The 15,188-nt window shown below is 26.5% G+C and carries 16 protein-coding genes; 4 read left to right on the forward strand and 12 right to left on the reverse strand.

Annotation, left to right across the window (positions count from 1 at the left end; translation table 11 throughout):
• The first annotated feature begins 2,343 nt into the window (after positions 1 to 2,343).
• Entirely contained in the window at positions 2,344 to 2,580 is a 237-nt protein-coding gene (locus ACMFBB_RS05715; protein ID WP_435263502.1) for a hypothetical protein, read from the forward strand.
• 188 nt (positions 2,581 to 2,768) lie between these two features.
• On the opposite strand, the gene ACMFBB_RS05720 is transcribed toward ACMFBB_RS05715, so the two are convergent.
• Positions 2,769 to 2,939 carry a hypothetical protein gene (locus tag ACMFBB_RS05720; protein ID WP_435263503.1) on the reverse strand — a complete coding sequence of 57 codons (171 nt, stop codon included), beginning with the start codon at positions 2,937 to 2,939 and terminating at the stop codon, positions 2,769 to 2,771.
• A 469-nt stretch (positions 2,940 to 3,408) separates the two neighbouring features.
• Between ACMFBB_RS05720 and ACMFBB_RS05725 the strand changes: the two genes are divergently transcribed.
• Positions 3,409 to 3,552 (forward strand): hypothetical protein, encoded by a 144-nt coding sequence (locus ACMFBB_RS05725; RefSeq protein ID WP_435263504.1) that lies wholly within the window; start codon positions 3,409 to 3,411, stop codon positions 3,550 to 3,552.
• A 672-nt stretch (positions 3,553 to 4,224) separates the two neighbouring features.
• Complete coding sequence (locus ACMFBB_RS05730) at positions 4,225 to 5,073, forward strand: CPBP family intramembrane glutamic endopeptidase (RefSeq protein WP_435263505.1); 849 nt, start codon at positions 4,225 to 4,227, stop codon at positions 5,071 to 5,073.
• Positions 5,074 to 5,560: 487 nt separating this feature from the next.
• Here the strand turns inward: ACMFBB_RS05730 and ACMFBB_RS05735 are convergent, their stop codons facing one another.
• Positions 5,561 to 6,439, reverse strand: a complete 879-nt coding sequence (locus ACMFBB_RS05735; RefSeq protein ID WP_435263506.1) for an SDR family oxidoreductase — start codon at positions 6,437 to 6,439, stop codon at positions 5,561 to 5,563.
• Between the two features lie 122 nt (positions 6,440 to 6,561).
• Here ACMFBB_RS05735 and ACMFBB_RS05740 point away from each other — a divergent pair, with 122 nt between their 5' ends.
• Positions 6,562 to 6,873 carry a winged helix-turn-helix transcriptional regulator gene (locus ACMFBB_RS05740; protein ID WP_435263507.1) on the forward strand — a complete coding sequence of 104 codons (312 nt, stop codon included), beginning with the start codon at positions 6,562 to 6,564 and terminating at the stop codon, positions 6,871 to 6,873.
• 95 nt (positions 6,874 to 6,968) lie between these two features.
• On the opposite strand, the gene ACMFBB_RS05745 is transcribed toward ACMFBB_RS05740, so the two are convergent.
• The 10 genes from ACMFBB_RS05745 to ACMFBB_RS05790 form a co-directional block, all read right to left on the reverse strand.
• Positions 6,969 to 7,433, reverse strand: a complete 465-nt coding sequence (locus ACMFBB_RS05745) for a hypothetical protein (RefSeq protein ID WP_435263508.1) — start codon at positions 7,431 to 7,433, stop codon at positions 6,969 to 6,971.
• A gap of 245 nt (positions 7,434 to 7,678) precedes the next feature.
• Positions 7,679 to 8,458: a hypothetical protein gene (locus ACMFBB_RS05750; RefSeq protein WP_435263509.1), complete on the reverse strand. Its 780-nt coding sequence runs from the start codon at positions 8,456 to 8,458 to the stop codon at positions 7,679 to 7,681.
• A gap of 47 nt (positions 8,459 to 8,505) precedes the next feature.
• Entirely contained in the window at positions 8,506 to 9,492 is a 987-nt protein-coding gene (locus ACMFBB_RS05755) for a hypothetical protein (RefSeq protein WP_435263510.1), read from the reverse strand.
• 101 nt (positions 9,493 to 9,593) lie between these two features.
• Positions 9,594 to 10,172: a DUF6304 family protein gene (locus ACMFBB_RS05760; protein WP_435263511.1), complete on the reverse strand. Its 579-nt coding sequence runs from the start codon at positions 10,170 to 10,172 to the stop codon at positions 9,594 to 9,596.
• 542 nt (positions 10,173 to 10,714) lie between these two features.
• A complete protein-coding gene (locus ACMFBB_RS05765) occupies positions 10,715 to 11,257 on the reverse strand; it encodes a SanA/YdcF family protein (RefSeq protein WP_435263512.1) in 543 nt (180 codons plus the stop codon).
• Between the two features lie 251 nt (positions 11,258 to 11,508).
• Positions 11,509 to 11,823: a hypothetical protein gene (locus tag ACMFBB_RS05770; RefSeq protein WP_435263513.1), complete on the reverse strand. Its 315-nt coding sequence runs from the start codon at positions 11,821 to 11,823 to the stop codon at positions 11,509 to 11,511.
• 137 nt (positions 11,824 to 11,960) lie between these two features.
• Positions 11,961 to 12,335 carry a hypothetical protein gene (locus ACMFBB_RS05775; RefSeq protein WP_435263514.1) on the reverse strand — a complete coding sequence of 125 codons (375 nt, stop codon included), beginning with the start codon at positions 12,333 to 12,335 and terminating at the stop codon, positions 11,961 to 11,963.
• A 2-nt stretch (positions 12,336 to 12,337) separates the two neighbouring features.
• Complete coding sequence (locus ACMFBB_RS05780) at positions 12,338 to 12,697, reverse strand: hypothetical protein (protein ID WP_435263515.1); 360 nt, start codon at positions 12,695 to 12,697, stop codon at positions 12,338 to 12,340.
• A 136-nt stretch (positions 12,698 to 12,833) separates the two neighbouring features.
• Positions 12,834 to 14,789, reverse strand: coding sequence for a hypothetical protein (locus ACMFBB_RS05785; protein ID WP_435263516.1), 1,956 nt, complete (start codon positions 14,787 to 14,789; stop codon positions 12,834 to 12,836).
• 27 nt (positions 14,790 to 14,816) lie between these two features.
• Positions 14,817 to 15,188, reverse strand: coding sequence for a hypothetical protein (locus tag ACMFBB_RS05790; RefSeq protein ID WP_435263517.1), 372 nt, complete (start codon positions 15,186 to 15,188; stop codon positions 14,817 to 14,819).

Below are 15,188 nucleotides of genomic sequence, written 5' to 3' on the forward strand. Positions count from 1 at the left end.
CTGTTTTTAATGACATCATCGTTAAAATGGAACCATTTCTTATTTAAATTCAAATAAAATATCGTCATATCTCAGTCATTACTTCCCTAATCGTTTACCTTATTAATTTAATGGTTTTCAACTATTTACGATTAATGGTTTATACTATACAGATTTTAAGTATTTCACTTATTTGAATTATCTTTTTATTTTACAATCTTTACAATGTATTCTTACTGTGTATTAACAAAATTTCTTCATGAATTTTAAGCCCCCCACGTTAAAAAAGTTAATACACAGTTTTTTTCTACTGTTCTATTTTTATTGACAAGGCTATATAATCCAATTTAAACCAAATGGAACTCACTTTAAAATTTAATCTTCTAATAAGGTGCACTCGTCTAGATAAAAAGGTATCCAACTTGATAGTATCTATCGTTTTTTATAACGTTTCTTTAAAAAGTTTTACCTAACTGAAAATTTGAACTCCACAAATAACATATACTCATTTTTCACCTTCAATTATTTTTAATTAATAATTACTTCAATCTATAACATAAATCATATGTTATATCAATAATTTTTAGACTTTTAGTTCATTTATTTAATTATATTATTTAGATTTGTTCTAAATTATTTTTATAATTGTTACGGGAATCTCAATTATAACATAGAAACTCTCTTTCTTTTAAGAATGAGAGTTTTTGTTTTAGTATTCTTTCATTTATACCCCTAAATAACTCAACAAAAACAACTTAATTTTAAAATCTATTAAAAAGAATTCCTCTATTCACTAACCCGCATGAATTACATTATTTTTAAAATTGATAATGCGCCTCTTAGTCGAAATTCATACTGATTTAGAGTACATCTATAATATGCATGAATGTTATTTTTTCGATCGTCTTACCCAACGGGTATTTATTGTTTTGTAATTTCCATATCCTACCTACTATATTAATATTTTTTGATTTCATAAGTTACAGACTCTAAAACAAAAACATTAACTAATAAATTATAAAGCCTTACATGTCTTCTAATCCCATACTTATTAAAATAAATTACTTAATCAAGTACTCAATAAATTTTATGCTCGTCTCAATAGTTCCTATACTTACCATACTTTTGTTAAAATTTATGTGTTCTTTCTTTTTTTTATTAGGTTTGCAACTTATATTCACAATTAGTTCGTAGGGATCTAATTAACGAAATGAAGGAGCTTGTTTTAAGTTCCTTTTTTTGTTTCAATTTTAAAATTTTCATTAACATAATAGGTAATTAGAAAATTCATATGAATTATCGTTTATAAATTGGTTTTCACTTTTTCAGCTTCAAAAACTATTGTATTTTATTCAATCTTATCTTTAAGATTACGGTTTTTATTCTCTTTTAGACATATTATTTCTCTTTTAATTATTAACTTACATCATTATCACTTCATTCAGTTTTTAATCATAATTCAATCATAAATTTGCAGTGTGATTAATTTCACCAAGAGTTTTTTTGAATTTTTTTGAAGGGTTTTATTAATTTCTTGAATTAGAGGGAGCTTTTATGCTCCTTTTTTTTGTTAAAACCTACTATGTTTTTAGTTTGATTGTACTTATTCAGAAAACATCACGACCAAATTTCATTTTAATAATGGATACTTATAATATTTCTTAAATTAATATTTATAACTGCGTTTGTTTTTCATTATTTATTCATGGTATTGTATTGTTAATTATTGTAATAACTAGTGTTTATTTATTCGTTTATACATTTATCATTTGCATCTATGAAGTTTCATTACTTTCCTCTTTATTTTTCATTTCATTTGAAAAAATTTAGTCTATGAACTAAATAAAACTAGTCAAAAATCCATTAATAAAGGTAAAGCCCCCCCCTTCACTATGTGTTTTTGCAATTATAATTTAATTTGGTTTAGGTCATAGTCCAAAAGACTGCTATTGGAAATGTATGTTCATATATTAAATTTAGATAAAGAAAAGAACTGTAATGGTTTCTTCTTTTATTGTAATAACTACTCTTTTAATGGTATACCCTATTGTTTTAATGGTTTGCACTTATTCAAAACTACTGGTTTATACCATAACAACTATAGGTATTACACCTATTTTAATTATCTTTTTGTTTTACAATATTTGCATTGTATTGATTCTGTGTATTAACAAACAGTCTTCATAAATTTTTAACTCCACACAGGTTAAAAAAGTTAATACACAGTTTTTTCTGTTTATTTATTTAGGATTTGTAGTGGTTCTTAAATATACTCTTGGTTAGCTAATCTTAGATAGATTAGCTAACTTGTTTATTCTAATTTCTACTCTTTTTTCTTTATTTTGTTTTTATTATTTTTCCTTTATGAAAAACAGCTATGATCAACTTAATATCGAGTATGAAGAAACTAAAAACGTTTCTTCTTTTGTTTGGTACACAACTGTCATTTTAATTTTAATTTTCATATTCATTCCTCTAGCAGAATTAATTGATGCATTAGATTATAATTATGCAGCTCCAAATAAAATATTCACTTGTCACACTGGATGGCCATGGCCTTATGAACCTTTACTGTTTAAATCACTTCCCAAACCAAACTAACTACTGTTTTAATTATCAATAAACTTTACAAAGTCTAATTTATATAACTTATTTACATACACTTTAACAGTGTCTTTTTGTTCTTTCTTTAGAAAAACACCTTCATCTATTTTAATTTCTGCAATTATTCCTTTTCGTTTTTCAAAACACAGTGAATACCTTCCATCACCCCATAAACTATAATCGTACTATCTAGTTTTATTTTCTACAGAAATAAATGAATCTATACCGTTATATAATTCCTTGATAGCTGGCTCTCTTTTCTTGTTTAAAGCATCAAGTTCTATTTTTTTCTCTTTTAAAGTTTCACCATGAAATTTGATTATTCTCTCAAGCTCTTTTTTTTCTTTCAAATTCATTTACCTACAATTAATTTGACGTCCAATTTTACTACCATTCCTCATCTTATCATCATTTTTTATACATCGTTAATTACAATTCCTATCTACTGAATTTATTGATTCTCTGCAGTTAAAAATCCTCGTATCTATTCATTCTACTTCAACAGAAATTACTTTATTCTTTACGTAATTAATTTCTCCTATTACCATAGCTTTACTTTAGTCCAAATTTATTTTAATTTACCTGTGACTATTACTAAAAAAATGTATCTTAAATATGTCCCCCTTTGTATATGGCTCCTTCGGGAGCCTTTTTTACTTTAGTTTTACTTGTTTTTAAGTTTCGACAATTGTTTTTAACAACTTCAATTGAGGCTCATCTTCAAAAGAAATTATAATTCATATATACATTTGTTTATACGCTTATGAAGTTTCAAATGTTCATCTCTATTTTTTATTTTTTTGATAAACTTTAAATTTTAAAATCATGTTAAAAAACATTGAAAAATTAGGCACAAGCATTAACAAAACTGAACAAAAATCAATTAATGGAGGTGTTATTTATTGTCCTCCTTGTGCTAGGAAAGGGGCTTTAGGATGTAATTTAAGTCTATGTGAACAACCAAACTAAACTTGTTAAAGCGAACCAAGGCTCGCTTTTCTTTTCTTTATAGTATCAATTATAGTCTCATTTTTTATTCTATTTTTTAAAGATTTTCAATCCTTTATTTATCTACTTGGATTATCATTACTTCCTCCAATATTTATCATTATTCAATCCTACATTTGATATCTGATTATTACCATAACGTGTGTTTTAAATATCTCAAATAAAGAGGTATATTTTTAGGCTGGAGAATTAAATTTATCTCATTATAATAAGTTAGTAAATATACATTTACAAATAAAGAAAGATTAGATTAAAAAAATCAATGACTTTTACAATTATAGTAATTAAAAGTAGATGCATAAAAACCAATGAAAAAGAATTTTTAGTTACTTTTGATAAGAGCATTTCGATAAACTATGACATAATATTTTGGATTTAATTTCAAAAACTAAAAAAATTAAAAAAGAAAGTGTACATATAGGAAGCCCAAGTTTTTAAAACTGAAGAAAAGTTAAATTAATTATAGAAAAACTAAAATCTAATAATTGATGAAGAGTTTAGAACTTTTAACTACGTTCGCTAAATCTTTTAATCTAATATTACAATTAAAAAATATAAAACAAAATATAAGGTTTTGGCAAAGTGCATAATCAAAAGGTTAAACACTTTTAATTAACATAGTAATTAGCAATTATGGATATCAATATTATTTTAACTTATGGCGTATTATTGTTAAGTGTCATTTCTACGTGGACAAAATTTAAACTATTCAATAAAATACCCATATGGTTGTTATTTTTAACAATATCTTTCGTTCTAGCTATAACGTTTAAAAGAGCCTCTTATCTATCATTAATTTATACTTTAATTTTTGGGTTTTCTGTTTATTACAATTATCAACAGAAAAACATACTACTATTTTTTTTAGTCTTAGCTTTATCTATTCCTTTATTTTTCCATTTACCAATTATTGACTTCAACAATTATAAATATTTACACAATATTTCTTTAACAAGTCATTCTAGTCCTTATAACCTGTATTTCAATCTGGATAAAACTTTAATTGGGATATTTATAATTGCTTTTGGTTTTGAATATAAAAAAATAGAAGTGTTGCCAATTTTAAAATTGTTCGTTATAAATCTTTTATTAATGGTGGTTATTTTCTTTATTTTAGCAATAGTTTTAGGCTATTCTAAATTTGAGCCAAAATTACCTTCTTTCTCGCCTGTTTGGATTCTTACAAACTTATTTTTCACTTGTATTGCTGAAGAAGCCTTATTTAGAAAACTTATTCAACAAAAAATTTATGATTCATTAACTGGTAGATTTGCAATAATTACAAGTATATTAGTTGCTTCTGTAACATTTGGACTAGTACATTTTAAGGGCGGAATATCTTATATGATTCTAGCATCATTAGCAGGAGTTTTTTATGGATATATTTATTATAAAACTAAAAGAATTGAAAGTTCTATACTTTTGCACTTCACATTTAATTTAACTCATTTTTTATTTTTTACCTACCCTGCCCTTAAGTAACTAATTATAACAAGATTTTTAAATACTATTCACTAAGTACCAACTCTAAAAATTAATTCATATTAACAAAGTCGTCTTATTTTTCAATCATAAAGTAACAATATAACGTTAAAAATGCAAACTTAAATTGTGTTCATTAGCAAGAAATTACTCCAAAAAAGACAATCTAATCATTAATTCTAGATTACAAATTAAAAGACTAGTGATATTATAATGAAAACTTTAAATATTCTAAAAAAGAGGAAATCCTAAGCTAAATACAATAAAAAACTAATAAAAAATCATTATTTACTAATAAAACTCTTCGTTTTCTATTTTAATAAAGACGTTGGCACATCTGTAAATGAAGATACTAAAAGTTTTAATATAAACGAGGTTACTAATAGAAAGGGGGCCAATGTAACTCAATTGAAAAACTACAACATAAACAAATTTTAAAAGCTTACTAATTCAATCAAAATTGATGAACTAGTAAGCCTCCTTTAAATTACCAATTAATTTTAGTTACAAAATCTTCAAGTGACTCTGGCTTAAGCCCTAGAATATCATTAGTCTTCCTGAAATCTTTAGACGATAGTACTTCGGTATTAGCTTCAACATACCTGTATAAATTTGAAATTTCTTTTGCTGCTAATTCACCAAAACCTGCTACTAATTGGTTTTCAAAATCATTTGGAGTTAATGCTATAAATTTAACCTCTTTATTAATTTCTTTTGAAATTATTTGTGAAATTTCTTTTCCAGTATAAATATTCCCTCCAATAGGTAAGGTTTGACCTATCAAACTAGGTGTTTCAAGAACTTTACAAACTGCTCTTCCTAAATCAGATTGGCTTATCCATGGTACTTTCTGATTTTCTGCTATTGGATAGGGTATAATCCCTTCATCTACAATTAATGGTTTCATCCAAGGAGCAATCAAATTATCCATATAGATGTCAGGCATCAATGTGATTACATTTAATCCTGACTCAGAAAAAAGTGCACCTATTTTTCTCTTTAAATCTAAAGATAGAAAGCCTGTGTCACTTTTAGGAAGGTGAAAACTTGTGTTAAAAACAATCAGTTCTAAACCAGTTTCTTTAGCAGCATCTATAAAATTATTAGTATAAGAAATTGCTTTTTCCATATCAAAAATTAATGGAAACGTATACACAGATTTAGTTACTCCTTTTAACGCTTCTTTTATTGTAGCCTTATCTTCTAAATCACCATTTATAATCTGTAACCCTGACTTTATATCTGAGCTCTCAACTGTTTGAGGTGCAATGGTTACAACGTTGTATCCATTCTCAATTAACATAGTACTAATTTTGCCTCCTTGAAAACCTGTTGCTCCAGTTACAAATACTTTATTATTATTCATAATATTTTTATTTTTTAATTCGGTACAAATTTCTACTTTTACTTTATAAAAATCAAGTACCTACCTAAAAGTAAGGTACTTACCTAAAAGCATAAACCACTAAAAAACAAACACTTAAACACATGAAAAACAACGAAATTAATTGCCCCGTTAATAAAGCATTGAATATAATTAGTGGAAAATGGAGACTACGAATTATTTATGAAATTGGAACTAAAAAAAGACGTTTTGGAGAATTAAAAAGATTAATACCAGAAATCAGTGAAAAAATGCTAATCCAAGAATTAAAAAGCTTAAAATCACACAAAGTATTAACTAGAAAAGCCTACCCAGAAATACCACCTAAAGTTGAATATTCGCTTTCTGAACATGGAAAAAGTATTCTCCCAATAATTGAAGAAATTGAAAAATATGGAAAAACAATAACGCCATAACTAAAGCTAACAAAACCATTCTCTATGAGAAAAGCAATGCTTCTAACAAGTGACACTTAAATTAAAAACTATCTTATTTCATTAACATCAGCAATTTAATACAATTCATTGTTTACTTTTAAGAGATAATTTTCAAGAGATTCCAGTTTCTTCAAAATATTCATTCGGATTTTTTTAAAGACTATTCTTGAAATTAAATTATATGGAAATCTCAAATTGAATTTATAAATTATTTCTAAAATAGTTTTATTACTTTCAGTTTTGGTATAAGTCCAGGTTCCTATAAAGCACTTGAAAATAGGTGATCTATTTAGCATCTGAATTGATATTTCATTAGGAAATTCAAACGTTAAATATTCGGTGTTCATTTGGATTCCTTCAATTGATTTAGTATAAACTTTAGCTCCTTTTTTAAGTTCAGTACAACCATCAAAAAAATCTATCTCAAGAGTTTGATGATCCCATTTCTTTCGTGCATTAAAATCTTGAGTGAACTCAAACAACCATTCAATATTTCTATCTAGAATAATTTTTTCAGATATGGTGTTTTTTAACTTCAATTTTGTTCTTTAAATGACCTATACTGGTTCTTATTTATATGACTAATTTACATATTTTGTATCAAAAATTTAATTCATAATCCTCAACACCTTATAAAACCAGCTACAACAACGCAATGTTAACATTAAACACCTAAAAAACAATTCAATAAGCAAAATTTTAGCACAAAAAATCAAAATAAAGATACACTTGATTTAAAGATCTATTCCAAAACTTACCCCCATATATTACCTATTACTTTTATTTAAAATCCTGTAACAAATAATCTTCTAGCACCTTTTAATCCACATTTTTGATATTTATGATAGGCTTCAGAAGCTGCTTCTTTAATTTGAGTACCCTTCTGTTTTTTTACCCAAGAATTTAAAGCTGCCTCTAACGTATATGCTTCAGGTGCCATTAAATTTGTAGTCCATAAAATAGGATTGACTTTTGATTTAATTATTTCATTTTTAAAATAATTTTTACTAGCACAAGCTAAAATTATAGCATCTATTTTTTTTGATGGGGTCTGTTTATATTTTAGGTTAACTTTAAACTCCATTAATCCATCATGACCTAAGTAAGCGACTAATTCTGAGTTTCCACCAAATTCTAAATTTATCTGATTATAATTGATTCTTCTTTTAAAGTTATTATTGGACGCTAATAAAAAATCTTCTGTACAAACTTTAATTTTTTCTCCATCATAAGCTTCGGCTAATAAATAAATATTTTTAGTTTTATGTTTAAATAATATGCTCTCAAGTATGTTTGAATTTTTCGATGTAATTCTTTTTTTATACACCCAATCATTTGATTTATTTTTCAAGAAGTTTTTAACTCCGTACAAGGCTCCCCAATAAAGATTATTTTTAGGGTCTTGACCGTTACCAATCAATTTAGGGACTGGAACTATTCCTTGATTTATATTGTCGCATAAAGCAACAAATACATGAACTGTTTTAGTTTTTTCTTGACTTTTATTTTGCCCAAAACATAATGTACACGATATAATCGCTATAATTAATCCTATTTTTTTCATATTAATTATTTATTTTCAAGATATAAAATTCTTGTTCCACCTCCATTTTAGTTGCCTTCTTTAGAAACTATTTTTATTTTAGTGATATTATTAAGATTAATTTGAATAATTGTCCCTGAATCTCCATAGCAAATTAAATGTTTGTCTTTTACTTCTGCTTTATGAATTGGGTTTGAAAATTTGAAAAATATAGCCCAGTTGAGTTCTCCATACATTGTTGTAGAAGCAATGTAACCTTCATTTCCCATAGCTCCATCACCAAATACAAACTTCTGATTTTCATATTCGAATGCTCCATGAAAAACATCAACTTCTACCCAAATATCATCATCGTATTTTTCAATACTTTCAATAATAGTATCACATAGAGGAAACCAAAATTGTTTTGTTTCTCCGTTATTCGGATCATAACACCTGTAAACATTTCCAATGATAATTTCTCCTTCTCCCATAATCACGCCATCAATACCTGGTAAATAACCTTGTTTCCACTTTTCTTGTATTTTAGGATGCATAATATATTCTAATTCATTAAAATTGATCTTTTTTATTTCTTGTAAGAAACATTCTGGAAGTTCCTTTAAAAATTGAGTAAGCTCTTTTAGTTTTTCAATTACAAACTCTTCATCATTTAATTTTTGTTGTTCTATTTCTTGTGAATACATTGGTTTTAACCCCTCATTAAAAGAACTACATAATTGATATTTAAAATGAAGAACTTCTTTACCAACTTCAATACTAACCAAGGCAGTTAAAAAATGTGGTTTCATTGTTTTACAAGACCACTGATAATCATCAAAATCTAATTCTAATCGCCATTGTTTATTACGTATTCCCAAACTTACATTTTCAAAATTGCAAATAATACGTAAAGGATTATTAAACTTTCTTTCTTTTAATAATTCCTCATGTTTCGGAGTTACTCCTTCACTTATAATGGCAAACGTATTTCGTAATAGTGCATTGATTTCCTCATAAAATAAACTATTCACCACCTTTTCTACTTCATCCATTTCTAAATTATTTTTCTCCAATCTTTATAGTACCAATCTTCTTTAGTTGGTATTTGATATTCTAAACAATCAAAGGTTTCTTGTACAGAAAACACATCTCCCTTGCCTACCGCTTCAGAAGTCTATAAGTGCAATAAACCATGTTTATCTTTAATTTTTTTAAGTTCATCTTTTAACTTTTTAAAGCAATAAATATTGCCATACATTCCATTCCCATAAGGGCTATAATTAGAGTATTTACAACTTAAACAAGTTTTTAAGTAAATGTTTTCTGGTAATTGGTTTTGCAAAACTATTAGAGCATCCTCCATCCATTCTAATTTCTTTTTAACTATGTATGTTCCAAAAGATGTTTTTAATGTTAAGCAATCAATTTCGCTATTTGCCCCTTTAATGGTAATAGTTTCACCAACTTCAATATAAACAGTTAAGTTTTCTATAAAAACTTCATCATTTTCTACATTATAAAGTTGAATTGGAATAGTTATAGTTATTTTAAAATTGGTGATATCTCCTGAACCATCTTCAAACATTTCATAATCAAATTTAGTGTTGTCTATTTCTGAAGCGGTTAACATTTCAAAATCAGAACCTTCAAAGTCAATTTCTCGAAGCGTAAAAAACATGTCACTTCCATCAGACTTTATTCTGATCATTTCAGTTCCTCTTTTATCTTTGTATGTTGCTACATATTCTCTCATAAAATTTTATTCATTAACAGGTGCTATATCTTTTTTGGAGGTAAAACGATTAACAGCCTCATTTACAACACTCCCCTAGTATTTCTATATCAATTCCTTTGTTTGAAAAAAGCTTCATCAACGCTCTAAACTCTAAAATATCAATTATCTGTTGCTTGTTTATATTCAAATATGTCTTGCCAACCTACCTCTTAAAAAAACTTCATAATTAGGCTCATCTTTTAAAATATAGTCAAACCCTTTAGGTACATTCTTTTTATAAGCATCTTAGCATTAAATAGTTTACCATTTGGATAAATCCAAAAAACAAACTCAGGATATGTATGCGTATACTCCTTAATATTTTTTCTCCTTCCTCGATATTTTAATTATAAAAAAGGAAAAATTTCTGTTGCTTTTTCTCTTGAAATAGAACCTATTGTTATTATTAATTATTTTTAGTATTACTTCATTTTATTTCAACTTTTTCCCCTAAAAATTTAGGTTCTACTCCAAACAAGATATCTAAAAAAGCTTTTGTTCTTGCAAAGTATTCTCTAATTCTAACTTTTAACCCATATTTTCCAGTTAGGTCCCTTTGCATTAAACCCAATAGCTTTAATTCCATTTTTTTCTGCTAGAAAAATTGCACGCTCATTATGAAACTTCTGTGAAATAATAGTAACACTAGTTTGCCCAAAAATTTCTTTTGCTCTTACCACAGAATCTAATGTTCGAAATCCTGCATAATCAAGAAATATTCTATTTGATGGAATTCCTTTTTTTATAAGTTCGTTTTTAAAATCGGTTGGTTCATCATAGTTTTTATTTCCATTATCTCCACTTACTAAGATAAAATCTATTTTCCCTTTTTTATAAAGTGCCACCGTTGCTTGTATTCGATATTTAAAATATAGGTTAACCCTACCATTCTTTAGAATTTTCGCAGTCCCCAATACAAGTCCTACTTTATTCTTTTTTATTTCAGAGGAGTTAGAAAAAGTTTTGTTTACCGCATTTCTTTTTATAGAATAATTTGCTACAAATACCAACATAAATGGAATTATAAAAACTAGTAACACTCCTATTATTTTTTTCTTTTTCATTCAATTTTATTTTTGTTAGTTAAACATAACACTATATCTTAAAAACAATATAAACAAATACTTTTTTATCATAGATTACGATGCAATATTAAGTATGTTTAATATACAACACTATTATAAATATTCACAGACTATTAATCTATGTCAGTTAGTTCTATTTTTATTAAATGCTATTTAAATTTCAAAAATATTTATTTCTGAAATTTCATTCTACAATAATCATTTATTACAAAGTGGACCTATCAAACATATCATTTCTTGTAAAGTTTGTTTTCAAGAATAAGTTTATCCAATATCTCTTTAAAATTCAGTTCCTTTTTTCCATGCATATACTGTTTTGGGGATTGACTTGCTTTCTTGAACCTCATACCAAACTGTAATCCATGTTTCTTTATCTTTTCCCAAGTAACCTCATCTATCATAATAGTTTTACTTACCCTTTCTCTGTGAATGTATTGGTTAGTTATATTATTTCTAAATTCCCCATAAGAACCCTGCAAAGTAAATCGGTAAACTAAAGAAGCTTTTCCATATTTGGCAACAGCTTCTTCTCTTGTTAACAACATAAATTTTTGAATAGATGTCTCCTCTTTTAAACTTATTGCTTTTTCTATTACATTAGAACTCTTCTGTATGGAAACCTCTTTTTTGTTTACTGAACAAGAACTAATTATGAGTATTAGTATACAATAAAAATATTTAGTTATTTTATTTCATAATAGATATACAATTCTTTCAACTTGTACTTTAGTTTAATTGCTGTTTCCCAAGCTAGATATTCTTTTTTAAAATTATTATAATCACTTGGAATTCCTTTTATCCAATACATATCACCATAACATGCTAACATTGCCCAATGAAATTCTATTTCATGACCTAAAAACTCTACATCATCTTTGGATTCTGGTTCTTCTATTAAAAAACTATTTTCTAACTTTTCGTTAGCTTGTTGATATGTTATTTCACCATATTTTACCATGATGTGTTTAATCATTTCACAGAAAGAGTAATGATTGAAGATAACACCTTCTGTTTCCCCTTCAAAATATAAATTATCTTTTAACACTCTATTTTTCACACCTACTTTTTCTCTTTAAAAACACACTTAATAACTCGTCCATTTAAATGAGTAACATTTCCTATAAGTTGTTGTTGTTTTAACTCTAAAAACATTTTATCTGCATAAGTACCTTTTGTTTTTTCTGAAACAATATCTATAACTATATTCCCGTTTCTTACTAATTTCCAATTAAAGCTTCCTATTAATGACAAAGACTCTTTACCACAAGTTGAAATTTCTTTTTCAGCTATTTCTACTTTTTCCTTATTAAATAGAAGGCTTAAATACACTTCACTACCTGCACAAGGATTATCATCAGGCGTTTCCTCACAAATTGAGCCTACTTTTGCAATCAACTCTTTATGTAAAAAAAAATTCATTTTTTGAGCATAAGATGATATACAACATGTGAACATCAACAAAATCATATACCACATACGTAAAGAAAAAGCTTTAATTTTCATCTTTATATTTATTTAATTCACAAGATAGATTCATTGCTATAGTAATAGAGTTTTATATTTTTTTATTCTTTATATATTTTTCACCATTGAATTTTAATACTTCTGACATTGTCGTTATTTTTTCTTTAAAATCGCATTCTCCATTATCACCCACATTATTTATGGTATTAGTAACTTTACTTTTTATCAGGATATTAAAATATTCATTAGTTTTTTCTTTAGTCATAAGGAGTGTATTTTTAACATCAGTAAACTCTCCAACACATTGGGTATCCCATTCACCTCCATAATTCATTATATCATAACTATCCAGTACTTTTTTTAACTTGTTTTCTGATTTTATAAAGAGGGAAATGGTTTTATTACGATATGGATTAGCTTTAGAACTTCCATAATAATATACCTTAACTCCAAAAGCTTTATTGTTTTCAGAAACTAGATAAGGCAAAGTATCAATCGTTATTTCTCTAAGTTGTATAGCATCAGAAACCCAACCATTTGTTTTGGAACTTTCAAAATATTTGTGAGTTATTTTTCCGGTGGTATTGTTTACTACTATTATATGACTATTTAATTCATAATGATGTTCATCATTATTGGTATTAACGTACTCCGGAATAACCATAATAGTTTCTTGTGCAGTATTGGGTACATTCTTAAATATCACCAAATCACTCTTCACCTTTGAAACATCTATATTAAGTTGTTCTATTACCCTATCAATTAAATTTTCTTCTTTAGAAATAGGTGTTATTTTTCCATGTGAGTTTACTTCAAAAAATGTTGTTTCAATTTTCTTTTCATCAATCCATAAGATATTATCAATAGTTAGCTTATTCTTTTCAATTTTGGATTCAATTTTTGACTGCCCTTCAGCAATTTCATCATAAGAAATTACTTTTGAATCAATAATTTCACCTTCAAAATCATAATTAATTAATCGAGATTCCATTTCATTATCTCCCTTTTTTATAGTTACTACCACTGTATAAAACTCTTCTGAAATCTTCACTTTATAAGAAGCTATTGCTTTGTAATTATAGCCTTCTTTATTTAAATTAGGGTAAACTTCTTCTAATTTTAATACTTTTATATTTACCTCATTATAATCACCTTTTTCAATAAAACTATCAAAATCTGTTTTATCAAATAAAGGGAGCTCTCTGACTTCAATGTCACTGATTGCATTGCTGAAAATTATGTTCTTGAATTGATTTTTAAAAATAGTATCTTCCTTTATAAACTGACCTTTTTGATTTGGGTTTTGATATGAGTGCGTACTTTCAAAACTGATATAGTCTTCACTATGAAAATGTTTAGTTTTCCAAACATCACCATCAAAATAGTGTTCTATTTTCAGTTTAGCGACATCGATTTTTTTTGCTTTTTTATAATTTTGAAGATATTTATAATACTCTAGTTTACTATTTTTAATTGTTTTAACTAGTGATACATAAAAATTAGATGCGTCTTTCTTTTTCTTATAAAGCATGTAGTTTCTAAAATTACTTCCATACTTAATTACTCCTAATAAATCTCCTTTCTTATGAATGATAACTTTATTATACAAATAAAGTCCATTCGTAAAATTGTTTTTATCGTAGCCTTCAACACCTTCTTCATTACATATTGCTAGTTTATAAAAGCCGTTTTTAAAACTTCTTAAAACTCCAAAATCACCTATTGGTGAAATTCCTTTTGTTTTATTAGCAGAATAAAAACCAAAATCAGTTTCAGATAATCTATTAATTACAATAGCTGCTTTGTGTATATCGAAATTATCGCCACCAATAATATGAGTTTTACCTTGTACCAATTCATAAACTCCTGAAATATCTTCTGTAATATATTCAATACTACTTTCCTTTCCGTCATTTACCTCATCTACAGATGTCCCTACAATTTGTTCACTAACATCTTGTACCTTAAAAACTCTTTCTTCTTTTTCTTTTGTGTTTTGAGCACATGAAAAAAATACTAGTATAAGTAATAGATATATGTTTTTCATTTGTATGATTTTCTATTTTCTAATTTATTAACATGACACTTTACCTGTTTTAAGGTTAATCGTTTTTCCTCTTCCATACCATACTTCATTGTTTTTAATATCCCAATAAACCTCAATACTATCATTAAAAACAGCACAATTATTATGATTACTAGTCGAACCAATTACCCTTCCCTCAGCATCTTTTAAAACAATTTCTATATAAAAACTAGAACCATCTCCTGGCATTGTTAAGGTAAAAAAACGAAAATCATTTCTTTTCATAACCAACTCAAACTTACCATCAGGGCTTTTATATGACTTTAAAAAAGTCATTGAATTGTAAAAGCGTATACCTAAAACAGCAGCACTTAACGCTACTATAAATAATACTTTATAAATAAGTTTTACGCTAAACAT

The organism is Tenacibaculum sp. nBUS_03, assembly GCF_051201695.1.
Taxonomy (GTDB): Bacteria; Bacteroidota; Bacteroidia; order Flavobacteriales; family Flavobacteriaceae; genus Polaribacter.

Coding starts and splice junctions, on each gene's coding strand:
- ACMFBB_RS05715 (WP_435263502.1), top strand. CDS start 2,344: ATGAAAAACAGCTATGATCAACTTAATATCGAGTATGAAGAAACTAAA.
- ACMFBB_RS05720 (WP_435263503.1), bottom strand. CDS start 2,939: ATGAATTTGAAAGAAAAAAAAGAGCTTGAGAGAATAATCAAATTTCAT.
- ACMFBB_RS05725 (WP_435263504.1), top strand. CDS start 3,409: ATGTTAAAAAACATTGAAAAATTAGGCACAAGCATTAACAAAACTGAA.
- ACMFBB_RS05730 (WP_435263505.1), top strand. CDS start 4,225: ATGGATATCAATATTATTTTAACTTATGGCGTATTATTGTTAAGTGTC.
- ACMFBB_RS05735 (WP_435263506.1), bottom strand. CDS start 6,439: ATGAATAATAATAAAGTATTTGTAACTGGAGCAACAGGTTTTCAAGGA.
- ACMFBB_RS05740 (WP_435263507.1), top strand. CDS start 6,562: ATGAAAAACAACGAAATTAATTGCCCCGTTAATAAAGCATTGAATATA.
- ACMFBB_RS05750 (WP_435263509.1), bottom strand. CDS start 8,458: ATGAAAAAAATAGGATTAATTATAGCGATTATATCGTGTACATTATGT.
- ACMFBB_RS05760 (WP_435263511.1), bottom strand. CDS start 10,172: ATGAGAGAATATGTAGCAACATACAAAGATAAAAGAGGAACTGAAATG.
- ACMFBB_RS05765 (WP_435263512.1), bottom strand. CDS start 11,257: ATGAAAAAGAAAAAAATAATAGGAGTGTTACTAGTTTTTATAATTCCA.
- ACMFBB_RS05770 (WP_435263513.1), bottom strand. CDS start 11,823: ATGTTGTTAACAAGAGAAGAAGCTGTTGCCAAATATGGAAAAGCTTCT.
- ACMFBB_RS05780 (WP_435263515.1), bottom strand. CDS start 12,697: ATGAATTTTTTTTTACATAAAGAGTTGATTGCAAAAGTAGGCTCAATT.
- ACMFBB_RS05785 (WP_435263516.1), bottom strand. CDS start 14,789: ATGAAAAACATATATCTATTACTTATACTAGTATTTTTTTCATGTGCT.
- ACMFBB_RS05790 (WP_435263517.1), bottom strand. CDS start 15,188: ATGTTTAGCGTAAAACTTATTTATAAAGTATTATTTATAGTAGCGTTA.